The 20,561-nt window shown below is 34.9% G+C and carries 16 protein-coding genes; 3 read left to right on the forward strand and 13 right to left on the reverse strand.

Annotated elements, in window-relative coordinates; translation table 11 throughout:
• The first annotated feature begins 303 nt into the window (after positions 1–303).
• The 3 genes from fba to epsC all read left to right on the forward strand — a co-directional run bounded on the left by fba (position 304) and on the right by epsC (position 3,379).
• Positions 304–1,230, forward strand: coding sequence for a class II fructose-1,6-bisphosphate aldolase (fba, locus tag EXD82_RS09705; RefSeq protein ID WP_142536723.1), 927 nt, complete (start codon positions 304–306; stop codon positions 1,228–1,230).
• 546 nt (positions 1,231–1,776) lie between these two features.
• Positions 1,777–2,688, forward strand: a complete 912-nt coding sequence (gene cysK / locus EXD82_RS09710) for a cysteine synthase A (protein ID WP_142536724.1) — start codon at positions 1,777–1,779, stop codon at positions 2,686–2,688.
• A gap of 136 nt (positions 2,689–2,824) precedes the next feature.
• Complete coding sequence (epsC, locus tag EXD82_RS09715; RefSeq protein WP_174919228.1) at positions 2,825–3,379, forward strand: serine O-acetyltransferase EpsC; 555 nt, start codon at positions 2,825–2,827, stop codon at positions 3,377–3,379.
• 63 nt (positions 3,380–3,442) lie between these two features.
• On the opposite strand, the gene EXD82_RS09720 is transcribed toward epsC, so the two are convergent.
• From EXD82_RS09720 to EXD82_RS09780, 13 genes are all read right to left on the reverse strand, one after another.
• Positions 3,443–4,357, reverse strand: coding sequence for a LysR family transcriptional regulator (locus EXD82_RS09720; RefSeq protein ID WP_142536725.1), 915 nt, complete (start codon positions 4,355–4,357; stop codon positions 3,443–3,445).
• Between the two features lie 244 nt (positions 4,358–4,601).
• On the reverse strand, positions 4,602–6,032 hold the full coding sequence (gene purB / locus EXD82_RS09725; RefSeq protein WP_142536726.1) for an adenylosuccinate lyase: 1,431 nt from the start codon (positions 6,030–6,032) through the stop codon (positions 4,602–4,604).
• Between the two features lie 107 nt (positions 6,033–6,139).
• Positions 6,140–6,850, reverse strand: coding sequence for a phosphoribosylaminoimidazolesuccinocarboxamide synthase (gene purC / locus EXD82_RS09730; RefSeq protein WP_142536727.1), 711 nt, complete (start codon positions 6,848–6,850; stop codon positions 6,140–6,142).
• A gap of 97 nt (positions 6,851–6,947) precedes the next feature.
• The gene (gene carB / locus EXD82_RS09735; RefSeq protein ID WP_142536728.1) at positions 6,948–10,154 is read right to left on the reverse strand and encodes a carbamoyl-phosphate synthase large subunit; all 3,207 of its coding nucleotides are present in this window, start codon (positions 10,152–10,154) and stop codon (positions 6,948–6,950) included.
• Positions 10,147–11,238, reverse strand: a complete 1,092-nt coding sequence (locus EXD82_RS09740) for a carbamoyl phosphate synthase small subunit (RefSeq protein WP_142536729.1) — start codon at positions 11,236–11,238, stop codon at positions 10,147–10,149. Before EXD82_RS09740 ends, carB begins: the two co-directional genes overlap by 8 nt.
• A gap of 28 nt (positions 11,239–11,266) precedes the next feature.
• On the reverse strand, positions 11,267–12,679 hold the full coding sequence (gene purF, locus EXD82_RS09745) for an amidophosphoribosyltransferase (protein WP_142536730.1): 1,413 nt from the start codon (positions 12,677–12,679) through the stop codon (positions 11,267–11,269).
• Between the two features lie 76 nt (positions 12,680–12,755).
• A complete protein-coding gene (locus tag EXD82_RS09750) occupies positions 12,756–14,042 on the reverse strand; it encodes an adenylosuccinate synthase (protein WP_330573807.1) in 1,287 nt (428 codons plus the stop codon).
• Between the two features lie 535 nt (positions 14,043–14,577).
• Entirely contained in the window at positions 14,578–15,435 is an 858-nt protein-coding gene (locus tag EXD82_RS09755) for a glycyl-radical enzyme activating protein (RefSeq protein ID WP_206668155.1), read from the reverse strand.
• A gap of 27 nt (positions 15,436–15,462) precedes the next feature.
• Positions 15,463–17,778 (reverse strand): formate C-acetyltransferase, encoded by a 2,316-nt coding sequence (locus EXD82_RS09760; RefSeq protein ID WP_142536732.1) that lies wholly within the window; start codon positions 17,776–17,778, stop codon positions 15,463–15,465.
• 179 nt (positions 17,779–17,957) lie between these two features.
• Complete coding sequence (locus EXD82_RS09765) at positions 17,958–18,452, reverse strand: hypothetical protein (protein WP_142536733.1); 495 nt, start codon at positions 18,450–18,452, stop codon at positions 17,958–17,960.
• Complete coding sequence (locus tag EXD82_RS09770; protein ID WP_142536734.1) at positions 18,446–19,027, reverse strand: 5' nucleotidase, NT5C type; 582 nt, start codon at positions 19,025–19,027, stop codon at positions 18,446–18,448. The genes EXD82_RS09765 and EXD82_RS09770 overlap by 7 nt, the downstream gene beginning before the upstream one ends.
• 10 nt (positions 19,028–19,037) lie before the next feature.
• On the reverse strand, positions 19,038–19,730 hold the full coding sequence (locus tag EXD82_RS09775; RefSeq protein ID WP_142536735.1) for a metallophosphoesterase: 693 nt from the start codon (positions 19,728–19,730) through the stop codon (positions 19,038–19,040).
• Positions 19,731–19,734: 4 nt separating this feature from the next.
• Positions 19,735–20,538 carry a GTP pyrophosphokinase gene (locus EXD82_RS09780; protein WP_142536736.1) on the reverse strand — a complete coding sequence of 268 codons (804 nt, stop codon included), beginning with the start codon at positions 20,536–20,538 and terminating at the stop codon, positions 19,735–19,737.
• Positions 20,539–20,561: the final 23 nt, after the last annotated feature.

Consider the following 20,561-nt stretch of genomic DNA (forward strand, 5'->3'; position numbering starts at 1 on the left):
AACCGTATTTTTAAAATATTATATACAGATTAATGTATAAACCTGATTCAAAATGGATATAATATAATAAAACACATATAGTTAATAACATTAAATTTAATCACAAATATATGTACCTCACAAGCATATATTTCATCCAATTTGGAGGGTTAAATAGTAGTGTTTTAAAAAATAATATTTTAAAAATACGGTTGTGGGATAACCAACTGGCACAACCATGACTTAAAACTGATATAAGTCAGAATAAGAGCGAAATATCTAAAAAGACTATATTTGTCTATATTTTTAGAACCAGTTAATAAAATGGCTTTAATTACTACAAAAGAAATGTTTAAAAAAGCTTATGAAGGTGGATACGCTATAGGTGCATTCAACATAAGTGACCTTGAGCAGTTACAGGGAGTTTTAGAAGGAGCAAAAGCTAAAAACTCTAGCGTTATAATACAGGCTTCTAAATCTGCTATAGAATATGCAGGACCTCACACATTAGTTGAAATGGTAAAAGCTGCATCTGATGAAATAGGTGTTGACGTTGCTTTACACTTAGACCACGGTCCAAGCTTAGAAGCAGTTAAAATGTGTGTAGAAGCTGGATTCTCTTCAGTTATGATAGACGGATCTCACTATGATTTCGAAGAAAACGTAAGAATAACTAAAGAAGTTGTTGACTACGCTCACGCTCACGGTGTTGTTGTTGAGGCAGAACTTGGAGTTCTTGCTGGTGTAGAAGACGAAGTAAGCTCAGATGTACACAAATACACTGATCCAGATGAAGCTAAAGAATTCGTTGAAAGAACTGGTGTTGACTCATTAGCTATAGCTATAGGTACTTCTCACGGTGCTTTCAAATTCAAAGGTGAAGCTGAATTAAAATTCGATATACTTGAAGAAATACAGGCTAAACTTCCTGGTTTCCCAATAGTTCTTCACGGAGCATCTGCTGTTGATCAGAACTCTGTAGCTACTTGCAACGAGTTCGGTGGAAACATAGCAGGAGCTAAAGGTATACCTGTAGACATGTTAAGAAAAGCATCTTCAATGGCTGTATGTAAAATAAACATGGATACTGACTTAAGACTAGCTATGACAGCTGCTATAAGAAAATATCTTGCTGAAAACCCAGCTCAGTTCGACCCAAGAAAATACTTAGGTGCTGGTAGAGCTGCTATACAGGCAGTAGTTGAAAGCAAAATAGAAGACGTTTTAGGATCAGCTAACTCTGCAAAATAATTAAACTTTTAAAAAAGTAAAAGGCGTGGACATTTTTTCCACGTCTTTTTTTATTTTTCATTATACTTTTCTATATTTAATGATATTCAATTTCATAAAATATTTAAATTTATTGTTTCTGACATATGCCCTTTTCAATTTCTACTATTGACACTTGTATATATCTCGTTATATAATTCCATTAAATCAAATACAAATTTTAAAGAAAGGTGGTAGCGCTATGTGTTGCTGTTGTAACTCGAAATATAACAAACTTAATAGATCATACAATTGCGGCAGAAGTGCATCTTTCTTTATGAAGGATACTGTGTAGAAATTTTTGACAGTTTCTTTGTATTTAGAGTGTTCCCGTCGTATATACGACGGTTTTTTATTATCAGTTTCATAATATGCCTGTGGCTGGATTACCCTTATTCATAAAATCATCCCCTTGAGATAAAGTACTGCTTTCTATCCAGCTTCAGGGTATTATGTTCAGAATATGCACGTTTCCGCCGCTGGCGGATTTTTTTATGCAAAAAATAATATAACTTGGAGGATTTTAAAATGATATACAACAAAATTACAGAAACAATAGGAAATACACCGGTACTTAGATTCAGAGAATTTGAAACTGAAGGTAGTGCTGAAATATACGGAAAACTTGAATTTTTTAACCCTGGTGGTTCGATAAAGGACAGAATTGCATCTTTCATAATGGAGGAAATGAAAAAAGAGGGTAAAATAAAACCGGGTGATACAATTGTTGAACCTACAAGCGGAAATACAGGAATAGGAATTGCAATGTCTGCAGCTGCCAACGGATTCAAAGCTGTTATGGTAATGCCTGATACTATGAGTGTTGAAAGACAGAAAATACTTAAAGCATATGGTGCAGAAATAGTTCTCACTCCTGGGAAACTTGGTATGAACGGAGCCGTTGAAGAGGCTGAAAGACTTGTACGAGATAAAGGATATATAATGTTTGATCAGTTCAACAATACAAAAAATCCGAAAGCACATGAAAATTCAACTGCACTTGAGATTATAAATGATTTTGAAAGTCTTGACGCTTTTGTTGCAGGAGTTGGAACAGGCGGAACAATAATGGGCAATGGACCAGCACTAAAAAAACACTACTCTGATATAGAAATAGTTGCAGTTGAACCTGATGTATCTGCAATATTATCCGGAGAAAAACCTGGTCCTCACAAAATACAGGGAATAGGTGCAAACTTTATACCTTCTATAGTAGATACAGATACATTTGATAAAATAGAAAAAATATCTTCAGAAGATGCATACAAAAACGCTGTTTTATCCGCTGCAACAACAGGTGTTATGCTTGGAATTTCTGGAGGAGCTGCTCTTAGTGCAGCCATAAAAACTGCAAAAAGACTTGGAAAAGGTAAAAAAGTCTTATTTATAGCTCCAGATAATGGAGAAAGATACCTTTCAACAGACCTTTATTCAGTATAAAAGATAAATTTTAAATATATAACAGGGAGGAATAACAATGAATGCTATAAAAAAATCAGATAATTATATACAGAATAATACGGAGAAAGCTTCTGTTTATGAGATAACTTCAGACAGATACAGAACAGATCTTTCTATGAAAACAGAAAAAAGAAATGGTATTTTTGCTGGATTTAAAGAGCTTTTAGATACATATATGTATCACGATCCTGCAGCGACAGGACCTGTAAGTATCATCGTAAATTATCCAGGTATACACGCTATTTTTTCTCATAGAATATCACATTTTCTATATAATAGAGGAATGAGATTTCTGCCTCGATTTATCTCTCAGTTATCAAGATTTTTCACTGGCATAGAAATTCATCCAGGGGCACAGATTGGAAAAAGATTATTTATAGACCACGGTATGGGCGTTGTAATAGGCGAGACTGCTGAAATCGGAAATGATGTTGTTATGTTTCATCAGGTGACACTTGGAGGAACTGGCAAAGAAAAGGGAAAAAGACATCCTACTGTTCACGATGGTGCTGTTATTGCAGCAGGTGCAAAAGTCCTTGGAGCCATAACTCTTGGACACGATTCTAAAGTAGGCGCAAATGCTGTAGTTTTAAAAAATGTTCCTCCCGAAGCTACAGTGGTAGGTATACCTGCAAAAGTTGTTAGAATCGGTGGAAAAAAAGTTGATTAGATTATATTATCTCCCCTAAAAAATATCCCCTGATTCAGATAATCTCTGATTCAGGGGATATAATTATATATTCTGATTTCCTGCAAATCCAGCTACAAAATTTCTGAAATCTTCAAGTACTTTGATACTGTATCTGCCCTCTTTATATTTAAGATAATATTTTTTTTCATTTGCGGATTCATCTGATATATTAAGTTTTTTTACGTCTGGAAGTGATACGGCTTCTGTATCCATTAGTACAGCTATTCCAAAATTTCCTGCAACAAGTGCTGCTGCAGTTTCCTCATCTGATACAGTTTTTATTTCTACTGAATTCTCTCCTGTAATACTTCCATATTTTTCTGATGCAGCTTTATATATCATTTCTACAATCTCTCTGTCTTTTTCACAGACTATTACTGTATCTTCTACTATATCATAAAGAGAAATCGACTCTCTATCGTACAGTTTACTTTTTTCAGAAAGCATTGCTACCATTTTTCTTTTCATTATTGGTATGCTTTTTATTTCATCAAATTCTTCATCTTCATCGGTTATTACAAAATCATACTTTCTCTTCTGAAGACCTTCTATAAGCTCTTTATAACCGCCTTTTACATATTCAAAATCAAAGTCTACATTTTTTCCCGATTCTGTATTCATAAAACATCTGGCAAGTCTCGGCATATATCCTGATATCATTCTTTCACTGTATCCTATTGATATACGTCCCTCTCCTTTTTCAGACATTTTTATATTTTCAATGCTTGAATCTATCATTCTCAGTGCATCCTCTATGTCAGAAAGAAACAGTCTTCCTGCTCTTGTCAGCACGATATTTCTTCCATCTTTCTCGAAAAGTTTTATACCCATCTCTTTTTCAAGAGATGCTATTGCGTTACTGAGACTCGGCTGTTTTATTGAAAGCCGTTCTGCTGCCTTTGTATAGTGTTCAAAATGTGCAAGAGTTACAAAATATTTAAGATGATATAGATTCATTTTTATCTCTCCTCTTCAACTCGACGTGTGAATCATTCAATTTGATTATTAATTATTTAACATTATAGCACATTTATATGACTTTTTCTATAACTCAGAAGAATATGATAAATTAATTTTTTTTGGTAATACATAATAAAAGCTGATATAAATTAATCCAACCAGCCTACAAAACATTATTTTTATATTTTTTACTAAAAAAAGAGCTGTCTGACAGATGTCAGAAGCTCTTTTGGAAAATATATTATACGTTTATTTCGTTGTCAAGCTCAACGTCATTTTCATGAGCCTTTAATACTGGTTCAACCTCATTTTTAAGGAATTCTTCTACCTGATATGGTGAACATCCTACATATTTTTCAGGTTTAAGTATTTCTTTTAGTTCTTCAAGAGTAACACCAAACATTTCGTCGTTTGCTATTCTCTCTATAAGGTCATTTTCCTTACCTTCAACTTTTACCATTCTTCCTGCTTCAAGAGAATGAACTCTTATTCTTTCGTGAAGATCCTGTCTGTTTCCACCTTTTCTAACAGCGTCCATCATTATATTTTCAGTTGCCATGAATGGAAGCTCTTTCATTAATCTCCGCTCTATAACTTTTGGATATACAACAAGTCCGTCAGCTACGTTGCAGTATAGGCTTAGTATACTGTCTACTGCAAGGAATGCTTCTGGAACACTTATTCTCTTGTTTGCAGAGTCATCAAGAGTTCTTTCAAACCACTGAGTAGCTGTTGTTATAGCTGGGTTAAGTGCATCTACCATTACGTATCTTGCAAGTGATGCTATTCTTTCAGATCTCATTGGGTTTCTCTTATATGCCATTGCAGAAGAACCTATCTGATTCTTTTCGAATGGCTCTTCAACTTCTTTAAGGTGCTGAAGAAGTCTTATATCGTTAGAGAATTTTGTAGCAGACTGAGCTACACCAGATAATATGTTAAGAACCATACTGTCTATTTTTCTTGTGTAAGTCTGTCCAGATACTGCTATTACTTTATCGTATCCCATTTTTTCAACTATTTTTCTGTCAAGTTCTTTAACTTTTTCGTAGTCTCCCTCGAAAAGTTCTAGGAAAGAAGCCTGAGTTCCTGTTGTTCCTTTAGATCCAAGAAGTCTCTTGTTTGAAAGGAAGTGCTCTATTTCTTCTAGATCATAAAGAAGATCCTGTATCCATAGAGTTGCTCTTTTTCCTACTGTTGTAGGCTGAGCTGGCTGGAAGTGTGTAAATCCTAATGTAGGAAGAGATTTATACTCATCTGCAAATTTTGCAAGTGTTTTTATAGCCATTACAACTTTAGTTCTTACAAGTTCCATAGCTTCATACATTAGTATAAGGTCTGTATTATCTCCAACGTAGCAAGAAGTAGCTCCAAGATGTATTATTCCTGCTGCTTTAGGACACTGCTGTCCATAAGCATATACATGAGACATAACGTCATGTCTTACTTCTTTTTCTCTTTTTACAGCAACTTCGTAGTTTATATCATCTTTGTTTGCTTTTAGCTCTTCTATCTGCTCTGGTGTTATTTCAAGACCTAACTCCATTTCAGATTCTGCAAGTGCTATCCAAAGTTTTCTCCAAGTACGGAATTTCTTGTCATTTGAGAAAAGAGATTTCATTTCTTTACTTGCATAACGCGATGTAAGTGGTGACTGGTATATTTCGTTCATTTTTTCCTCCAATTAATCAGAGGAGGCTTCCCCACGGGAAAGCCTCCTCATGGTTTATTTTTGTTTAAACTCAATGAGTATTTTTACAGTATATACAAAAGCAATTATTAAAGTCCTAATCTGCTCATTACTTCGTCATATGCTTCTTTTACTCCACCCATGTCTCTTCTGAATCTGTCTTTGTCAAGTTTTTCATGAGTGTTTACGTCCCATAGTCTGCATGTGTCAGGTGATATTTCATCAGCAAGTATTATTCTTCCATGATAACGTCCTGCCTCTATTTTGAAGTCTACAAGTTCTATATCAGCTTTTCTGAAGTAGTCTATAAGGAAGTCATTAACCTTCATAGTCATATCTTTTATAGCTTCTATTTCTTCTTTAGTTGCAACTCCTAATGCTAATATGTGGCTTTCATTTATCATTGGATCTCCAAGATCGTCATCTTTTAAACAGAACTCTAGTGTAGGGTTTTTAAGAACTGTTCCTTCTTCAACTCCAAATCTTTTTGAGAAACTTCCTGCTGCTATGTTTCTAACTATTATTTCAAGAGGTACTATTTCAACCTTTTTAACTATAGTTTCTCTGTCAGATATTTCTTCTATAAGGTGAGTTTCTATACCTTTTTCCTCTTCAAGTTTCTTGAATATAAGGTTAGCCATTCTGTTGTTTATAACACCTTTTCCGTCTATCTGTCCTTTTTTAAGTCCATTGAAAGCTGTTGCATCATCTTTATACGCTATAAGGTATGCATCATCATTACCTTTTATTTCGTATACTCTTTTTGCTTTTCCTTCGTATAATAATTCTCCTCTTTCCATTGTTTTCACCTTCCTGAATAATTTTATATTTATAGGACAGCAACTCCATCCCTTTAAAAGAGATGGAGATTGCCACTTATATCTGTATTACCTGAGTTTATTTATATATAGCGTTTATGTCTATAAGTCTTGTATTTTCTTCTGAATAGTGACTTAGAAGACTGTCTGCAAGTGCATTTGCTGTATCTATTGATGTCATACAAGGTATTGAATAGTCAACAGCTTTTCTTCTTATCTTAACACTGTCTCTTGTAGGTATTCTTCCTTTTGAAGATGTAGATATTATGTAGTTTACCATACCTTTTTCTATAAGTTCGCTACTTGTATTTTCATCTGATTCGTGCATTTTGTTTACTCTTGTTACAGTCATTCCTTCAGCTTCAAGAGCTTCTGCAGTTCCTTTTGTTGCATAAAGTTTGAATCCTAATCTTTCAAACTTCTCAGCTACCTCTGCTATTTCTGCTTTGTCGCTGTTTTTAACACTTATAAATATTCCGCCTTCTTTGTCCATATGATATCCTGCTGCAGCAAGACCTTTGCATACAGCTTCCTGAAGGTTTCTACCTATACCAAGAACTTCTCCAGTAGATTTCATTTCAGGTCCAAGATGAACGTCAAGGTCTATAAGTTTTTCGAATGAGAATACTGGTACTTTTGCTGCAAAGTACTTCTGACCTTTGAATAGACCAGTTCCATATTCCATATCTTTAAGTTTTTCACCTAGCATACATCTTACAGCTATATCAACCATAGGTACACCAGTTATTTTACTTAGATATGGTATAGTTCTTGAAGATCTTGGGTTAACCTCTATAACATATATCTTACCGTCATATATAACATACTGTATGTTTACAAGACCTTTTGTATCAAGTGATACTGCAAGCTGTTTAGAGTATTCAACTATCTTCTCTTTAAGTTTTTCACTTATATTCCATGTTGGGCATACTGCTATAGAGTCTCCAGAGTGTATTCCGGCTCTTTCTATATGTTCCATTATACCTGGTATAAGTATATCTTCACCGTCACATATAGCGTCCACTTCTACCTCTATACCCATCATATATTTATCTATAAGTATTGGATTGTCCTTTTTATTTGAAGCAAGGATTATTTCCATGTATTCTTTTATATCTTCATCGCCGAATGCGATTATCATGTTCTGTCCACCAAGTACATATGAAGGTCTCATAAGTACAGGATATCCAAGTTCATTTGCAGCTTTAAGAGCTTCTTCTTCTGTAAGAACTGTATGTCCCTGAGGTCTCTTTATGTGAAGAGATTCAAGAAGTTCATCGAATCTTTCTCTGTCTTCTGCTCTATCTATACTTTCAGCACTTGAACCTATTACGTTTATTCCCTGGCTTTCAAGGAACTTAGTAAGGTTTATTGCTGTCTGTCCACCGAATGCAACTACAACTCCGTATGGTTTTTCTGTATTCATTACGTTCATTACATCTTCTGGAGTAAGTGGCTCGAAGTATAGTCTGTCAGCTGTATCGAAGTCTGTAGATACAGTTTCTGGGTTGTTGTTTATTATAACAACATCAAATCCGGCTTTCTTCATAGCCCATACACAGTGTACTGCTGAGTAGTCGAATTCTATACCCTGTCCTATTCTTATTGGACCAGAACCTATAACAACTACAGTTTTTCTGTCTCTTGTTCCTGTTCTTTCTATGAATTCCTCTGCCTCGTTTACTGTATCGCAGCAGCTGTAGAAGTATGGAGTTTCAGCTTTGAACTCACCTGCACATGTATCAACCATCTTGAATGATGCAGGAGCTTTTTTCTCAACTTTCTTTCCACTCATTCTTTCTATAGTTGTATCAAGGAATCCGTATTTTTTAGCTTTTGTATATAGCTCATCTGAAAGTTCTCCTTTTAGAAGTTCATTTTCAGTTTCAGCTATATTCTTCATTTTGTATAGGAACCAGTTATCTATCTTAGTTATTTCATGTATTTCCTCACATGCAGTTCCTCTCTTAAGTGCTTCGTATACTACGAATACTCTTTCGTCGTTGCATACATGAAGAGCTTTAGCCACTTCTTCATCTGTATATGCAGCAACTTTTGCAAGTGTACAGCAGTCAGTTTTGTTTTCAGATCCTCTTACAGCTTTCATAAGAGCTGTTTCGAAGTTCTGACCTATTGCCATAACCTCTCCTGTAGCTTTCATCTGAGTACCAAGTTCTCTCTTAGCATATACGAATTTGTCAAATGGCCATTTAGGGAATTTAACAACAACGTAGTCAAGAGCAGGCTCGAAACATGCGTATGTTTTCTTAGTTATTTCGTTCTTTATTTCATCTAATCTGTATCCAAGTGCTATTTTTGCGGCAACTTTTGCTATTGGATAACCAGTGGCTTTTGATGCAAGAGCTGAAGATCTAGAAACCCTTGGGTTAACCTCTATTACAGCATACTCATCGCTGTCTGGGTTAAGTGCGAACTGACAGTTACATCCACCTTCAACACCCATAGCGTCAACTATTTTTATAGCTGCAGTTCTAAGCATCTGATATTCTTTGTCTGCAAGTGTTACAGCAGGAGCTATAACTATAGAATCTCCTGTATGAACTCCAACTGGGTCAAAGTTTTCCATTGAACATACAGTTATTGAGTTTCCTGCACCGTCTCTTACAACCTCGAACTCTATTTCTTTCCATCCAGATATACATTTTTCAACAAGTATCTGGCTTATTGGAGATAATCTAAGTCCGTTTGCTGCTATTTTCTTGAATTCTTCTTTAGTTTTGGCGATTCCACCACCACTTCCTCCAAGAGTGAAGGCTGGTCTTACTATAACAGGGTATCCTATTTTATCAGCAAATTCTATAGCTGAATCAAGGTCTTCAACTATTTCAGAAGGTATAACAGGCTGTCCTATTTCTATCATTGTATCCTTGAACATCTGTCTGTCTTCTGCCTTGTCTATTGTTTCTGGATCTGCTCCAAGAAGTCTTACACCCATCTTGTCAAGATATCCCTCTTTAGCAAGCTGCATTGAAAGAGTAAGAGCTGTCTGTCCTCCAAGTGTAGATAATATACTGTCCGGTCTTTCTTTTTCTATTATTCTCTTAAGTGTTGTAACTGTAAGAGGCTCTATGTATATTTTGTCTGCCATTGCGTTATCTGTCATTATTGTGGCAGGGTTTGAGTTTACAAGAACTACTTCTTTTCCGTCTTCTTTAAGAGCCTGACAAGCCTGAGTTCCTGAGTAGTCAAACTCAGCTGCCTGACCTATTACTATAGGACCTGAACCTATAAGAAGAACTTTCTTTATATCATTGTTTCTAGGCATTATATTCTACTCCTTCCATTAAGTTGATGAATTTATCGAAAAGATATGCTGTATCGTGTGGTCCACCACAGGCTTCTGGATGGAACTGTACTGAGAATACTGGCATATTAGTATATTTTATACCTTCACAAGTTCCGTCATTTACGTTTATGAATAGAAGCTGTGCATTTTCTGGAAGTTCATCATTGTTTACTGCATATCCGTGGTTCTGGCTTGATACGTATATTCTGTTGTTTGTAAGGTCTTTAACCGGCTGGTTTCCACCTCTGTGTCCGTATTTAAGCTTTTCTGTTTTACCACCCTGAGAAAGAGCTAGAAGCTGATGTCCAAGACATATACCAAATGTTGGTATATTCGCTTTGCAAAGTTCCTTAAGTTCAGCTATTATTTTTACGTTGTCTTTTGGATCCCCAGGTCCGTTTGAAAGCATTATTCCGTCTGGATTAAGAGCTTTTATTTCTTCTGCTGTAGCTGATGCTGGAACTGTAGTTACATTACATCCTCTCTTTAGAAGTTCTCTTCTTATGTTTCTCTTTGCACCGAAGTCCCAAAGAACAACATTGTATTTTCCGTCTACATTGTCTGTAAACTGGCTATCACATGTAACAGCCTCAACCATGTCAAAATACTCAACATCTATTTCTTCTTTTGACATTCCATTTTCGTCAAGAACAGGTTCTGCTGAAGTTATTTTAGCCTTCATTGTACCGTGTTCTCTTATTATTCTTGTAAGCTCTCTTGTGTCTACATCGTACATACCTGGTATATCATTTTTCTTAAGATATTCGTCAAGTGTACCTTCGCATCTGTAGTTAGAAGGATGTTCACAGTATTCTCTCACTATATAAGCCTTTACAAAAGACTTTTCACTTTCAAAATCTTCCTCTATTATTCCGTAGTTTCCTATTAGTGGGAATGTCTGAACTATCATCTGCCCACAGTAGCTTGGATCTGTAAGAGTTTCTATATACCCTGTCATTCCTGTAGTGAATACTATTTCACCTGTAACATCTTTTACCCGTCCAAAGGCTTTTCCCTCGAATACTCTTCCATTTTCGAGAATTAAATTGATTTTCTTTTCCAAAATGGTCTCCTCCTTCTATTTTGTGTTTTTATTTTTTCTGCTCAAACTGAGACTTGCTGTAACTTTTTATTTTAAGTGGGTAGTTTCCATCAAAGCATCCTGTACAGAAATCTCTCTTACATCCTGAACATGCTTTTTTTAGTCCTTCCACACTTATATATCCAAGGCTGTCTGCACCTATGCTCTGTCTTATTTCGTCAAGAGTCATTCTGTTTGCAGCAAGATTTTCCTCGCTGTCTATATCAGTTCCGAAATAACACGTATGTTTAAACATAGGAGATGATACAAGCATATGTACCTCTTTTGCTCCAGCCCGTCTTACGTTTTTGATAAGTTTTGCACTTGTAGTTCCTCTTACTATAGAGTCATCTATAAGTATTACTCTTTTTCCTTTAAGATTGCTTGTAAGTGGATTAAGCTTTAATTTTACTGCTTTTTCTCTCTGTTCCTGAGAAGGGAAGATAAAGCTTCTTCCTATGTATCTGTTTTTTACAAATCCAAATTCATATGGTATTCCACTTTCCTTTGCATATCCTATAGCTGCTTCAAGTCCACTGTCTGGAACTCCACATACTATATCTGCATCTATTTTAAATTCTCTGGCAAGCTGTCTTCCCATGTTTATTCTTGCGTCGTATACACTTAAACCGTCTATATTAGAGTCTGTTCTGGCAAAGTATACATATTCGAATATACATGATCCTTTTGTATCTTTTTCAAGTACTGTTTTGCTTTCCACAGAAAGATCTTCATTTATTATAACCATTTCTCCTGGTTCTATATCTCTTATAAATTCATAGTTTACGCTGTCAAATGCACAGCTTTCAGACGCAACTGCTATACCATTTTCACCTTTTCCAAGACATAAAGGTCTGAATCCCCATCCATCTCTTACAGCAACAAGTCTGTTTCCTGATGTAACAATTACAAGTGAGAATGCTCCTTTAAGTCTGTTTACTGCCTTTTCTATGGCTTTCAGTTCGTCATTTTCCTTAAGCATTTCAAAGCCTATAAGTTTTGCTATAGATTCGCTGTCGTTTGTAGATGCAAAAGAGCATCCTTCTTTTTCAAGTTCTTCTCTTATCTCCATAGAGTTGACTATATTACCGTTGTGTGCAACAGCAAGTCTTCCCTTAAGGTATTCTGCAACTATCGGCTGAGTATTTTCTCTTGAATTCGATCCTGTAGTAGAATATCTGACATGTCCTATAGATATTTCTGTATCCCCAAGTTCTTTTATTATTTCAGGTGAAAATACTTCACTTACAAGCCCTCTATTTTTGTATATATTTATATGTTCGCCTTCAAGTGATGCAATTCCTGCTCCCTCCTGACCTCTATGCTGAAGTGCCATAAGTGCAGAATGAGTCATCCCTGCAGAATCATTACCTTTCGTTCTTATTCCAAAAACTCCACATTCTTCTTTTAGTTTATCTAACATTTTCTACTCTCCTTATGTATATTGAACTTAAGGTATATGCCTAAAGACATATACCTGATGATATTTGAGTATAAAATTAGTCTGGTACAACTATATATTCTTCTCTTGCAGCTCCTACAGATACATATTTTATTTTGCATCCTACTGCTTCTTCTATATATTTTACATATTCTCTTGCAGCTTCTGGAAGATCTTCCATTTTTCTGCATCCTGATATGTCTTCATGCCATCCTTTTACGTATTCGTATACAGGCTCGGCTTTTTCAAGTTTTTCTCCTATTGGGAACTCGTCAAGTTTTTCTCCGTTTACTGCATATCCTGTACATACAGGTATCTCGTCCATATATGAAAGAACATCAAGTTTTGTAAGAGCTATTTCATCTGCTCCCTGCATTCTTACTCCGTATCTTGAAGCAAGAACGTCGAATCCACCTACTCTTCTTGGTCTTCCTGTTGCAGCACCATATTCGTTACCTGCTTTTCTAAGATGCTCAGCTTCTTCACCGAAAAGTTCAGCTGTGAAAGGTCCCTCACCTACACATGTAGAGTATGCTTTCATTATACCTACTGTGCAGTCAAGTTTTCTGTTTGGAACTCCTGAACCTATTGGAGCATAAGCAGCTATTGTTGAAGATGATGATGTGAAAGGATATATACCGAAGTCTATATCTCTAAGTGCACCAAGCTGTGCTTCAAACATTATATTCTTTCCTTCTTTTGCTGCATTGTCTATAAATAGACCTGTATCACATATATGATCTCTTAATTTGAATCCATATTCTTTTATCCAGTTGAACATTTCTTCAGCGTCTATTTTTTCTGCACCGTATCCTTTTTCTATTGAAAGGTTTTTCCACTCAGTTATACCTTCTATCTTAGCTCTTAAAGCTTCTTCACTGTCAAGAAGGTCTCCCATTCTTATACCTTTCTTCATATATTTATCTCCGTAAACAGGAGCTATACCTCTTCTTGTTGAACCATATTTTGCATCCTTAAGTCTTTCTTCTTCAAGACAGTCCTGCTGAACATGATAAGGCATACATATTATAGCTCTATCACTTATTTTAAGATTTTCTGGAGTTATTTTTATTCCGGCATCTATAAGTCTTCCCATTTCTTCATTAAGATGTTTAAGGTCTATAACTACACCATTTCCCATTACGTTTACAACATCTTCTCTAAGTATTCCTGATGGAAGAAGATTAAGTACAAACTTACCTTTTTCATTTATTACAGTATGACCTGCATTATTTCCACCCTGATATCTTACAACTATATCGTAGTCTTCAGATAAAAGGTCTACCATTCTTCCTTTACCTTCGTCTCCCCAGTTTATTCCTGTTATTGCTGTTAACATAGACATCAATCCTTCCTGTTTACAATTTTTTTATTTCTCAGCCATTCCTCAAAAAAGGCGCTCATCAAAAGACAGGTAATAAGAGTCCCTCTTATTGAAAACTACCCAGAATCCTTTGATGAACACCCTCCTGTTCAAAACCTAAACTATTATATCATTCTACTTTTTCTATGTCAATTACTGAAACCGTTATTTTTAAAAAAATCCACTCTATTTATTGACTTTTTTTTTATTCTCGCTCATTCGTTTTTTTATATACTTTTTCTACTCATGTAATATCTTTATGGTATATTCCCGAAATATTACATAAAAAAACTTCGATATAGTTCGTTTTTCTGTTTTGAAACCTTAACTTTTATTATGTCTGTTATATAAGAGAACTCTTCTGGCTCTATGCAAACATATAGCTGACTATTCAGCTGTTTTTATTATACCATATATTGCCCCCCTATTTATAGAGATAAACTATATCTTTGGAATTCTTTTTATATATCAGAAAATCGGCATATGATATTAATAACAACACATGCCGATTTATATATTAGTCTCCTCTTAAAACTGTTTTTATATTATTTTTTCTGAATTTCTCTTCTATAATGTACGCTTCTTCGTCAGACATCTCAGGATTTTTCTCCATAGAATACTCCATTCCAAGACTTTTGTACTTTCCGCTTCCCATCTGGTGAAATGGAAGTAAATGTACTTCCTGTATTTCACCTCTTTCACAGAAAGGCTTCAGATACTCTATTATCGAATTTATATTTTTTTCTTCTGCTGTAAATCCTGGTATAAGAGGAATTCTAGGGATAACTTTTTTCCCTCTACTTATAATTTTCTCAAACTGTTTTTTAAGAATATCAGTATCAAGACCGATGATTTCCATGGATTTTTTTCTATCTATTATCTTGAAATCTATAAGAAATTTATCCACATAATCACACAGTTTATTCATATCTTTTATAGTAACAGCTGCTGTCGTTTCCATAGCTGTCTCTATTCCAAGATTTTTACATCTTTCAAGAAGCTCATATACCGCCTCCTGCTGAAGAAGACATTCTCCTCCCGATACTGTTACTCCGCCTCCACTTGATTCATAAAATACCACATCTTTTTTTATCTCGGATATTATCCGATCTGTATTCATTTTTTCACCTATTTTTTCAATCGCTCCTGTTGGACATTCGTCCGGTGTATTTTTACATGACATACAGTCAGGTGCACTGCAGCACATACATATTGATTCTCTTTTCATTATCTGAACATCTGTGCTTAGGGACTCGGGATTTGAACACCATGGACATCTGAAAGGACATCCTTTGAAAAATACCATAGTTCTTATTCCTCCACCATCGTGAAGACTATATCTCTGTATATTGAATATTACCGCTTCTTTATTCATATCATCGTTCACTTTCATAAGTTTATTTTACAGTACATGTTCGCTTCTGTTTATTATATCATTCTGTATAGCTTCACTCAGTTCTATAAACATCGCACTGTATCCTGCAACTCTTACAACAAGATTTTTGTAGTTTTCAGGATGTTTCTGTGCATCTCTAAGTGTATCAACAGATACAACATTGAACTGTATGTGCTGTATTTTAAGTCTTGTAAATGCCTGTATATAAGCGACAAGTTTCATAAGTCCCTCTTTTGTAGCAAGTGTAGATGGTGAGAATTTTACATTCAGAAGACTTCCGTTTGATGTAAGTATATTATCAAGTTTTCCTACACTCTTAAGACTTGCTGTAGGACCGTTTTTATCTCTTCCGACCATCGGAGAAAGACCTCCATCTGCAAGCTGTTCTCCCGACATTCTTCCATCTGGTGTAGCTCCTACTGCCTCTCCTAGAGGAATATGTGCAGATACAGTATAAGATCCAGGCTGGAATATTCCACCTCTAGGATTTTCGTATTTTTCCACCTCATCACAGTAGAATGAAAGAAGTTCCGAACCAAGATTATCCACCTCATCGTCGTCATTTCCATATTTACTGTATTTATTTATAAATCTCTGTCTTAATACTTCATTTCCTTCCCAGTTGTTTTCAAGTATTTCCACAAGTTCTCTGAATGAAAGTCTATTTTCTTCAAATACTGCTTTTTTGATTACATAAAGAGAATCACTAAGATTAGGACATCCTATCCCCTGAACTCCAGAGAAGTTATATATCGCTCCACCTTCTGTTATATCAAGCCCTTTTTCTATACATCCATCTATAAATGTAGATAAAAACGGAGTCGGTGCGCATACTCTGTGTGCTATATCGACTATATTTGAACCGTCAACCATATGTTTTACGTATTTAGCGATATTTGCTTTTATAGCGTTCATAAACTCATTAAAATCTTTGAATCCTTCTTTATTCTCTTCCATTGTAACTTCCATAGTCTTAAGAAGATTGAATAAAGCTATATCGTGAAGTCCGTATGTCTTCTTCGGTATAGTAAGCTCTACACATCCAACTATGGCATAGTCTCTCGCATCCTTAAGAGATACACCTCTGTTTGTATATGCAAGTATATTAGCCTCGTCGTTGAATATCTGAGGAAGTCCTGTTCCAAGACTTATTATCTCGGCAGTCTTCATAAGGAATTCTCTTGGAGAATTTTCCCATACTCTTGAACTAAGGTTTGGCTGTGGAAGCATTGTATCTTTCTGAAGTTCAAGCATTATATATGAAAGTTCATTTGTGGCGTCTTTTCCTCTCTCGTCAACTCCACCAAGTGCAATAGTATATCCTATAGGGAACCCTGCAAAATATTTAGCACTTTCACTACTTCTAAGTGCTACTATTGAGTTGAATTTCAGATAAAGACATCTAAGTATTTCATTTAAATATTCTCTGTCAACACCATTTTCTATATCATGTCTGTAGTATTTGTACATATACTGGTCAAATCTTCCCACAGATATTGAACTCGCATTTGACTCGTGCTGAAGAACTACACACATAAACCAGAAAAGCTGTACTGCCTCATAGAATGTTTCCGGTTTTTCCTTTGATACCTTTTCGCATATTCTCTTCATTTCAATAAGTTCTTCTGCCCTTTTTTTATCCTCTTCGTTTGAAGGAGATTTGTATCTTTCTTCTGATAATATTCCTTTTACAAGATCTCTATATCTTAGAATGTAATCCGATGAAGCCTTTAATGTTATAAGAGAAGCTTTGTAGAATTCATTTTCTGGTTCTTTTTCAAGAAGATTTTCAAGTTCTTTTATAAGTGCATCAAAACCGTTGTCTAAAAGAAGCTCATAATCGGGTATTATATGCCCCTGTCCTTTGTCAGTCTGATTTATAGCTACTATTCTTGTTTTACATGCATCTTTTACTGCATCGCTCATATGATTGTTACAGTAGTCTTTAAGTGATCTACCTTCCCAATAAGGATACAACTCTTCTCTGTATATTTTTTTATCTTCTTCGCTCATGTTGAATCTATCCTGTTCCCTAGTAGGAAACTTATCCAGCTCATCCAAAATCCAGTAAGGAGACATTTCACACGATACTATACCTGCTCTCGGTTTAAGACTTCTTATCCCAAGAAGAAGATCGTAATCATCAAGAGATATTTCGTGTTTTTCAAGTATATTTTTAAGTGCATATGCCCTTCTTACCTTTACATCCATACCCTCTGTCTGTTTCCAGCTTTCTGTATAAAGAAGAGCTCTTTCAAGAGATATTTCTCTGTCATTTTCAAAAAGACTGTTTTTAATTTTTTCTATTCTTTTGCTGACCATAATATCCTCCACAAATTTATATCAATTTATATTTATAATTTCTGATTATTTATTATTATTTTATCTTATTTATATATTTTTTTCAACGTTTTTCTTATTGTTTATTACTGTTTATTATTATTTTGTATCGTTTTGTTTTTGGCAATAAAAAAGACACCGAATTTATCGGTGCCTAATCATTAGCTGTAAAATTTTGATTTTCCTCTTAGAAGTCTGTTCGCGACAACATCTGCTATACTGTTTAATTTGTGTATATCAATATCCTTGAATGCCACAATAAATACAAATTTAAAATCATCAAAATTCTGACTTACATTATATATACTGAAGTGACATCTAACGTTGTCAAATATGTATTCTTCCTGTATTTCCTCCTCTATTTCGTCAGAAAGAGCCTTTATGTAATACGATACATCCTGGAAATATATTCCGCCATCCTCTTCCGGCACAGCTTCTCCAAGAGTCTCCATAATCATAGCCTCTATTTCCGATTTAAGAGCAAATATTCTTCTTTCAAGCTGACAGTCAAATACGAATACATCTTTCTCTTTTATCGTATCCGATATATCCTGACATATCTCTATATCTTCTTTCATTTCAAGTATATTCTTTATCTCACTGCTTCTTATTTTCACAGACTTTCTGTTTTCATTTACTATATCAAGCGCTACCATGTGATTCCACCACCTTTCACAAATCCATCTATTATGGATTTAGCCTCATCCCAGTCAGCTGCTCTTTTAATATTTTTACCCTCAACATTTCTGTTGTAGTTTGTATCCATTATTATAACCTTTATTCCATTTTCTGCAAGGTCTTTTACATTATCAGGATCATCCTCTACAAATATATCACATCCGAGTTCGACTGCTTTTTTTGATTTTTTCATATTTCCAAGGGTGTATATATCATATCCCGAAAATCCGTTTTTATCAAGCCAATTTTTTGTTAAATCATATAAATATGGCTGTCTTGCAGTCACAAAGCAAATTTCAGCAACATCAGAAAACTCCTTTAGAGTATCCCGCGCTCCCGAAACAGCTTTTGCCTTTTCGTATGTATACGAATAATTTTTATCAAAATTTATATAAAAATCATCTTCTCTTATACCGTATAATTTTTCCCAGTCAAGAGTAGTATACTCCTCTTTTGTAAGATTTCTATTAAATATCTCATTTAAATAAGGTATAAAACCATACGGATCTGTAACTGTACCATCTATATCAACACATATAGTAAATTTTTTCATCGTATTCCCCTTAGTCCATAACTTTTACAGGATCAAAATCTATATAGTCCGCAGATACCAGACTGTATATTATCCCGTTTCTTTCTCCTTTAAGCCCCATTTCAAACGACTCTTCTCCATGAAGGTGTCCATAGTAAACTCTTTCCACCCCATATTTTTCATATATCTCGGTAAATATCGAAGGTTCAAGAGAATCATTTGTCGGCGGATAATGTGTTATAACTATTATTTTTTCAAAACCTGCCTTTATAGCTGATTTTATAGACATTTCTATTCTGATTCCTTCTCTTTTGTATATCTTCTCATCGCTTTCATCAAATTTATAGTCATTCGGGCATATCCAGCCTCTTCCACCACAGATTGCATATTCTCCATAAACATAGAAATTCGTGTTTATAAATTCTATGCTTTCATACATGGAATTCATTTTTGTAACAGTTCCCCACCAGTAGTCGTGGTTTCCCTTTATACATATTTTTTTGCCCGGGAAATTATCTATCATATCCAGGTCTGATTTTGCCTCAGCCATTTTTGTTCCCCAGGATATATCGCCAAGAAGAAGAACAGTATCATCTTTATTTATTTTCTTTATCCAGTTTTCAGTTATCTTTTCCTCATGACCTGCCCAGTTTTTTCCGAATATATCCATAGGCTTATCAACTGAGGTTGAAAGATGAAGATCTCCTATCGCATATAAACTCATATTTCTATTCCTTTATCTTCTGATTTTTAAATTCTTCAAGTTTTTCTCCGATTTCCTTTTTAAGTTCAAGAACTTCCTTTACATCCTCCATAGAATTCTGTATCATATCAAGTCTTCTCTGATACTGTATAGAGCTGTTTGTAAATCCAAGTTCTCTTACTTCCTGAATTCTATCAAGAACATCTTTTACTGCAAGCTCTCTCATCCGGTACATAGCCTGAGCGTTCATTATATCCTCTCTTATCTCTCCCATCTCCTGATCAAGAAGGAATGCTGCATCAGCTGCTCTTCTAAGTCTGATTGCAAGAGTATCCGGTATATAATGATCGTATTTATATTTCAGAGAATGTTCTATTGTCGCCCAGAAGTTCATTGCAAGAGTTCTTATCTGTATCTCACAAAGCACTTCCTTTGACCCTGAAACAGTATTTATCGGATATTTTATTATTACATGATAACTTCTGTATCCACTTTCCTTGTAGTTTTTAATGTAGTCTTTTTCATGTACAACAATCATATCTGTTCTGTTTTTTATAAGTTCTACAATTGTATATATATCCTCGACAAACTGGCACATTATTCTGATACCAGCTATATCCTCTATATCTTTTTCTATATCTGTCGCATTTATTTTCTTTACCTTTGCAACTATAGAAGCTATTTTTTTAGTTCTTCCTGTTACAAACTCTATCGGTGAATAATCTCCCTTTTCAAGGAATTCTTTTCTTATATTTTTAAACTTTACCTTTAGCTCCTCTACTGCATTATTATAAGGAGCAAGGATGGCTTTCCACTCTTCGTACTCCATATTGCACCTCCGTACATCTGTTT

This window comes from Peptacetobacter hominis (genome assembly GCF_006861675.1).
In the GTDB taxonomy this organism is placed as follows: Bacteria; Bacillota; Clostridia; order Peptostreptococcales; family Peptostreptococcaceae; genus Peptacetobacter; species Peptacetobacter hominis.

Coding starts and splice junctions, on each gene's coding strand:
- EXD82_RS09720 (WP_142536725.1), bottom strand. CDS start 4,357: ATGAATCTATATCATCTTAAATATTTTGTAACTCTTGCACATTTTGAA.
- carB (WP_142536728.1), bottom strand. CDS start 10,154: ATGCCTAGAAACAATGATATAAAGAAAGTTCTTCTTATAGGTTCAGGT.
- EXD82_RS09750 (WP_330573807.1), bottom strand. CDS start 14,042: ATGTCTATGTTAACAGCAATAACAGGAATAAACTGGGGAGACGAAGGT.
- EXD82_RS09765 (WP_142536733.1), bottom strand. CDS start 18,452: ATGGTAGCGCTTGATATAGTAAATGAAAACAGAAAGTCTGTGAAAATA.
- fba (WP_142536723.1), top strand. CDS start 304: ATGGCTTTAATTACTACAAAAGAAATGTTTAAAAAAGCTTATGAAGGT.
- purC (WP_142536727.1), bottom strand. CDS start 6,850: ATGGAAAGAGGAGAATTATTATACGAAGGAAAAGCAAAAAGAGTATAC.
- cysK (WP_142536724.1), top strand. CDS start 1,777: ATGATATACAACAAAATTACAGAAACAATAGGAAATACACCGGTACTT.
- EXD82_RS09775 (WP_142536735.1), bottom strand. CDS start 19,730: ATGAGTTTATATGCGATAGGAGATCTTCATCTTTCAACCTCAGTTGAT.
- EXD82_RS09755 (WP_206668155.1), bottom strand. CDS start 15,435: ATGAATAAAGAAGCGGTAATATTCAATATACAGAGATATAGTCTTCAC.
- EXD82_RS09770 (WP_142536734.1), bottom strand. CDS start 19,027: ATGAAAAAATTTACTATATGTGTTGATATAGATGGTACAGTTACAGAT.
- EXD82_RS09780 (WP_142536736.1), bottom strand. CDS start 20,538: ATGGAGTACGAAGAGTGGAAAGCCATCCTTGCTCCTTATAATAATGCA.
- purB (WP_142536726.1), bottom strand. CDS start 6,032: ATGAACGAAATATACCAGTCACCACTTACATCGCGTTATGCAAGTAAA.
- purF (WP_142536730.1), bottom strand. CDS start 12,679: ATGTTAGATAAACTAAAAGAAGAATGTGGAGTTTTTGGAATAAGAACG.
- epsC (WP_174919228.1), top strand. CDS start 2,825: ATGAAAACAGAAAAAAGAAATGGTATTTTTGCTGGATTTAAAGAGCTT.
- EXD82_RS09760 (WP_142536732.1), bottom strand. CDS start 17,778: ATGGTCAGCAAAAGAATAGAAAAAATTAAAAACAGTCTTTTTGAAAAT.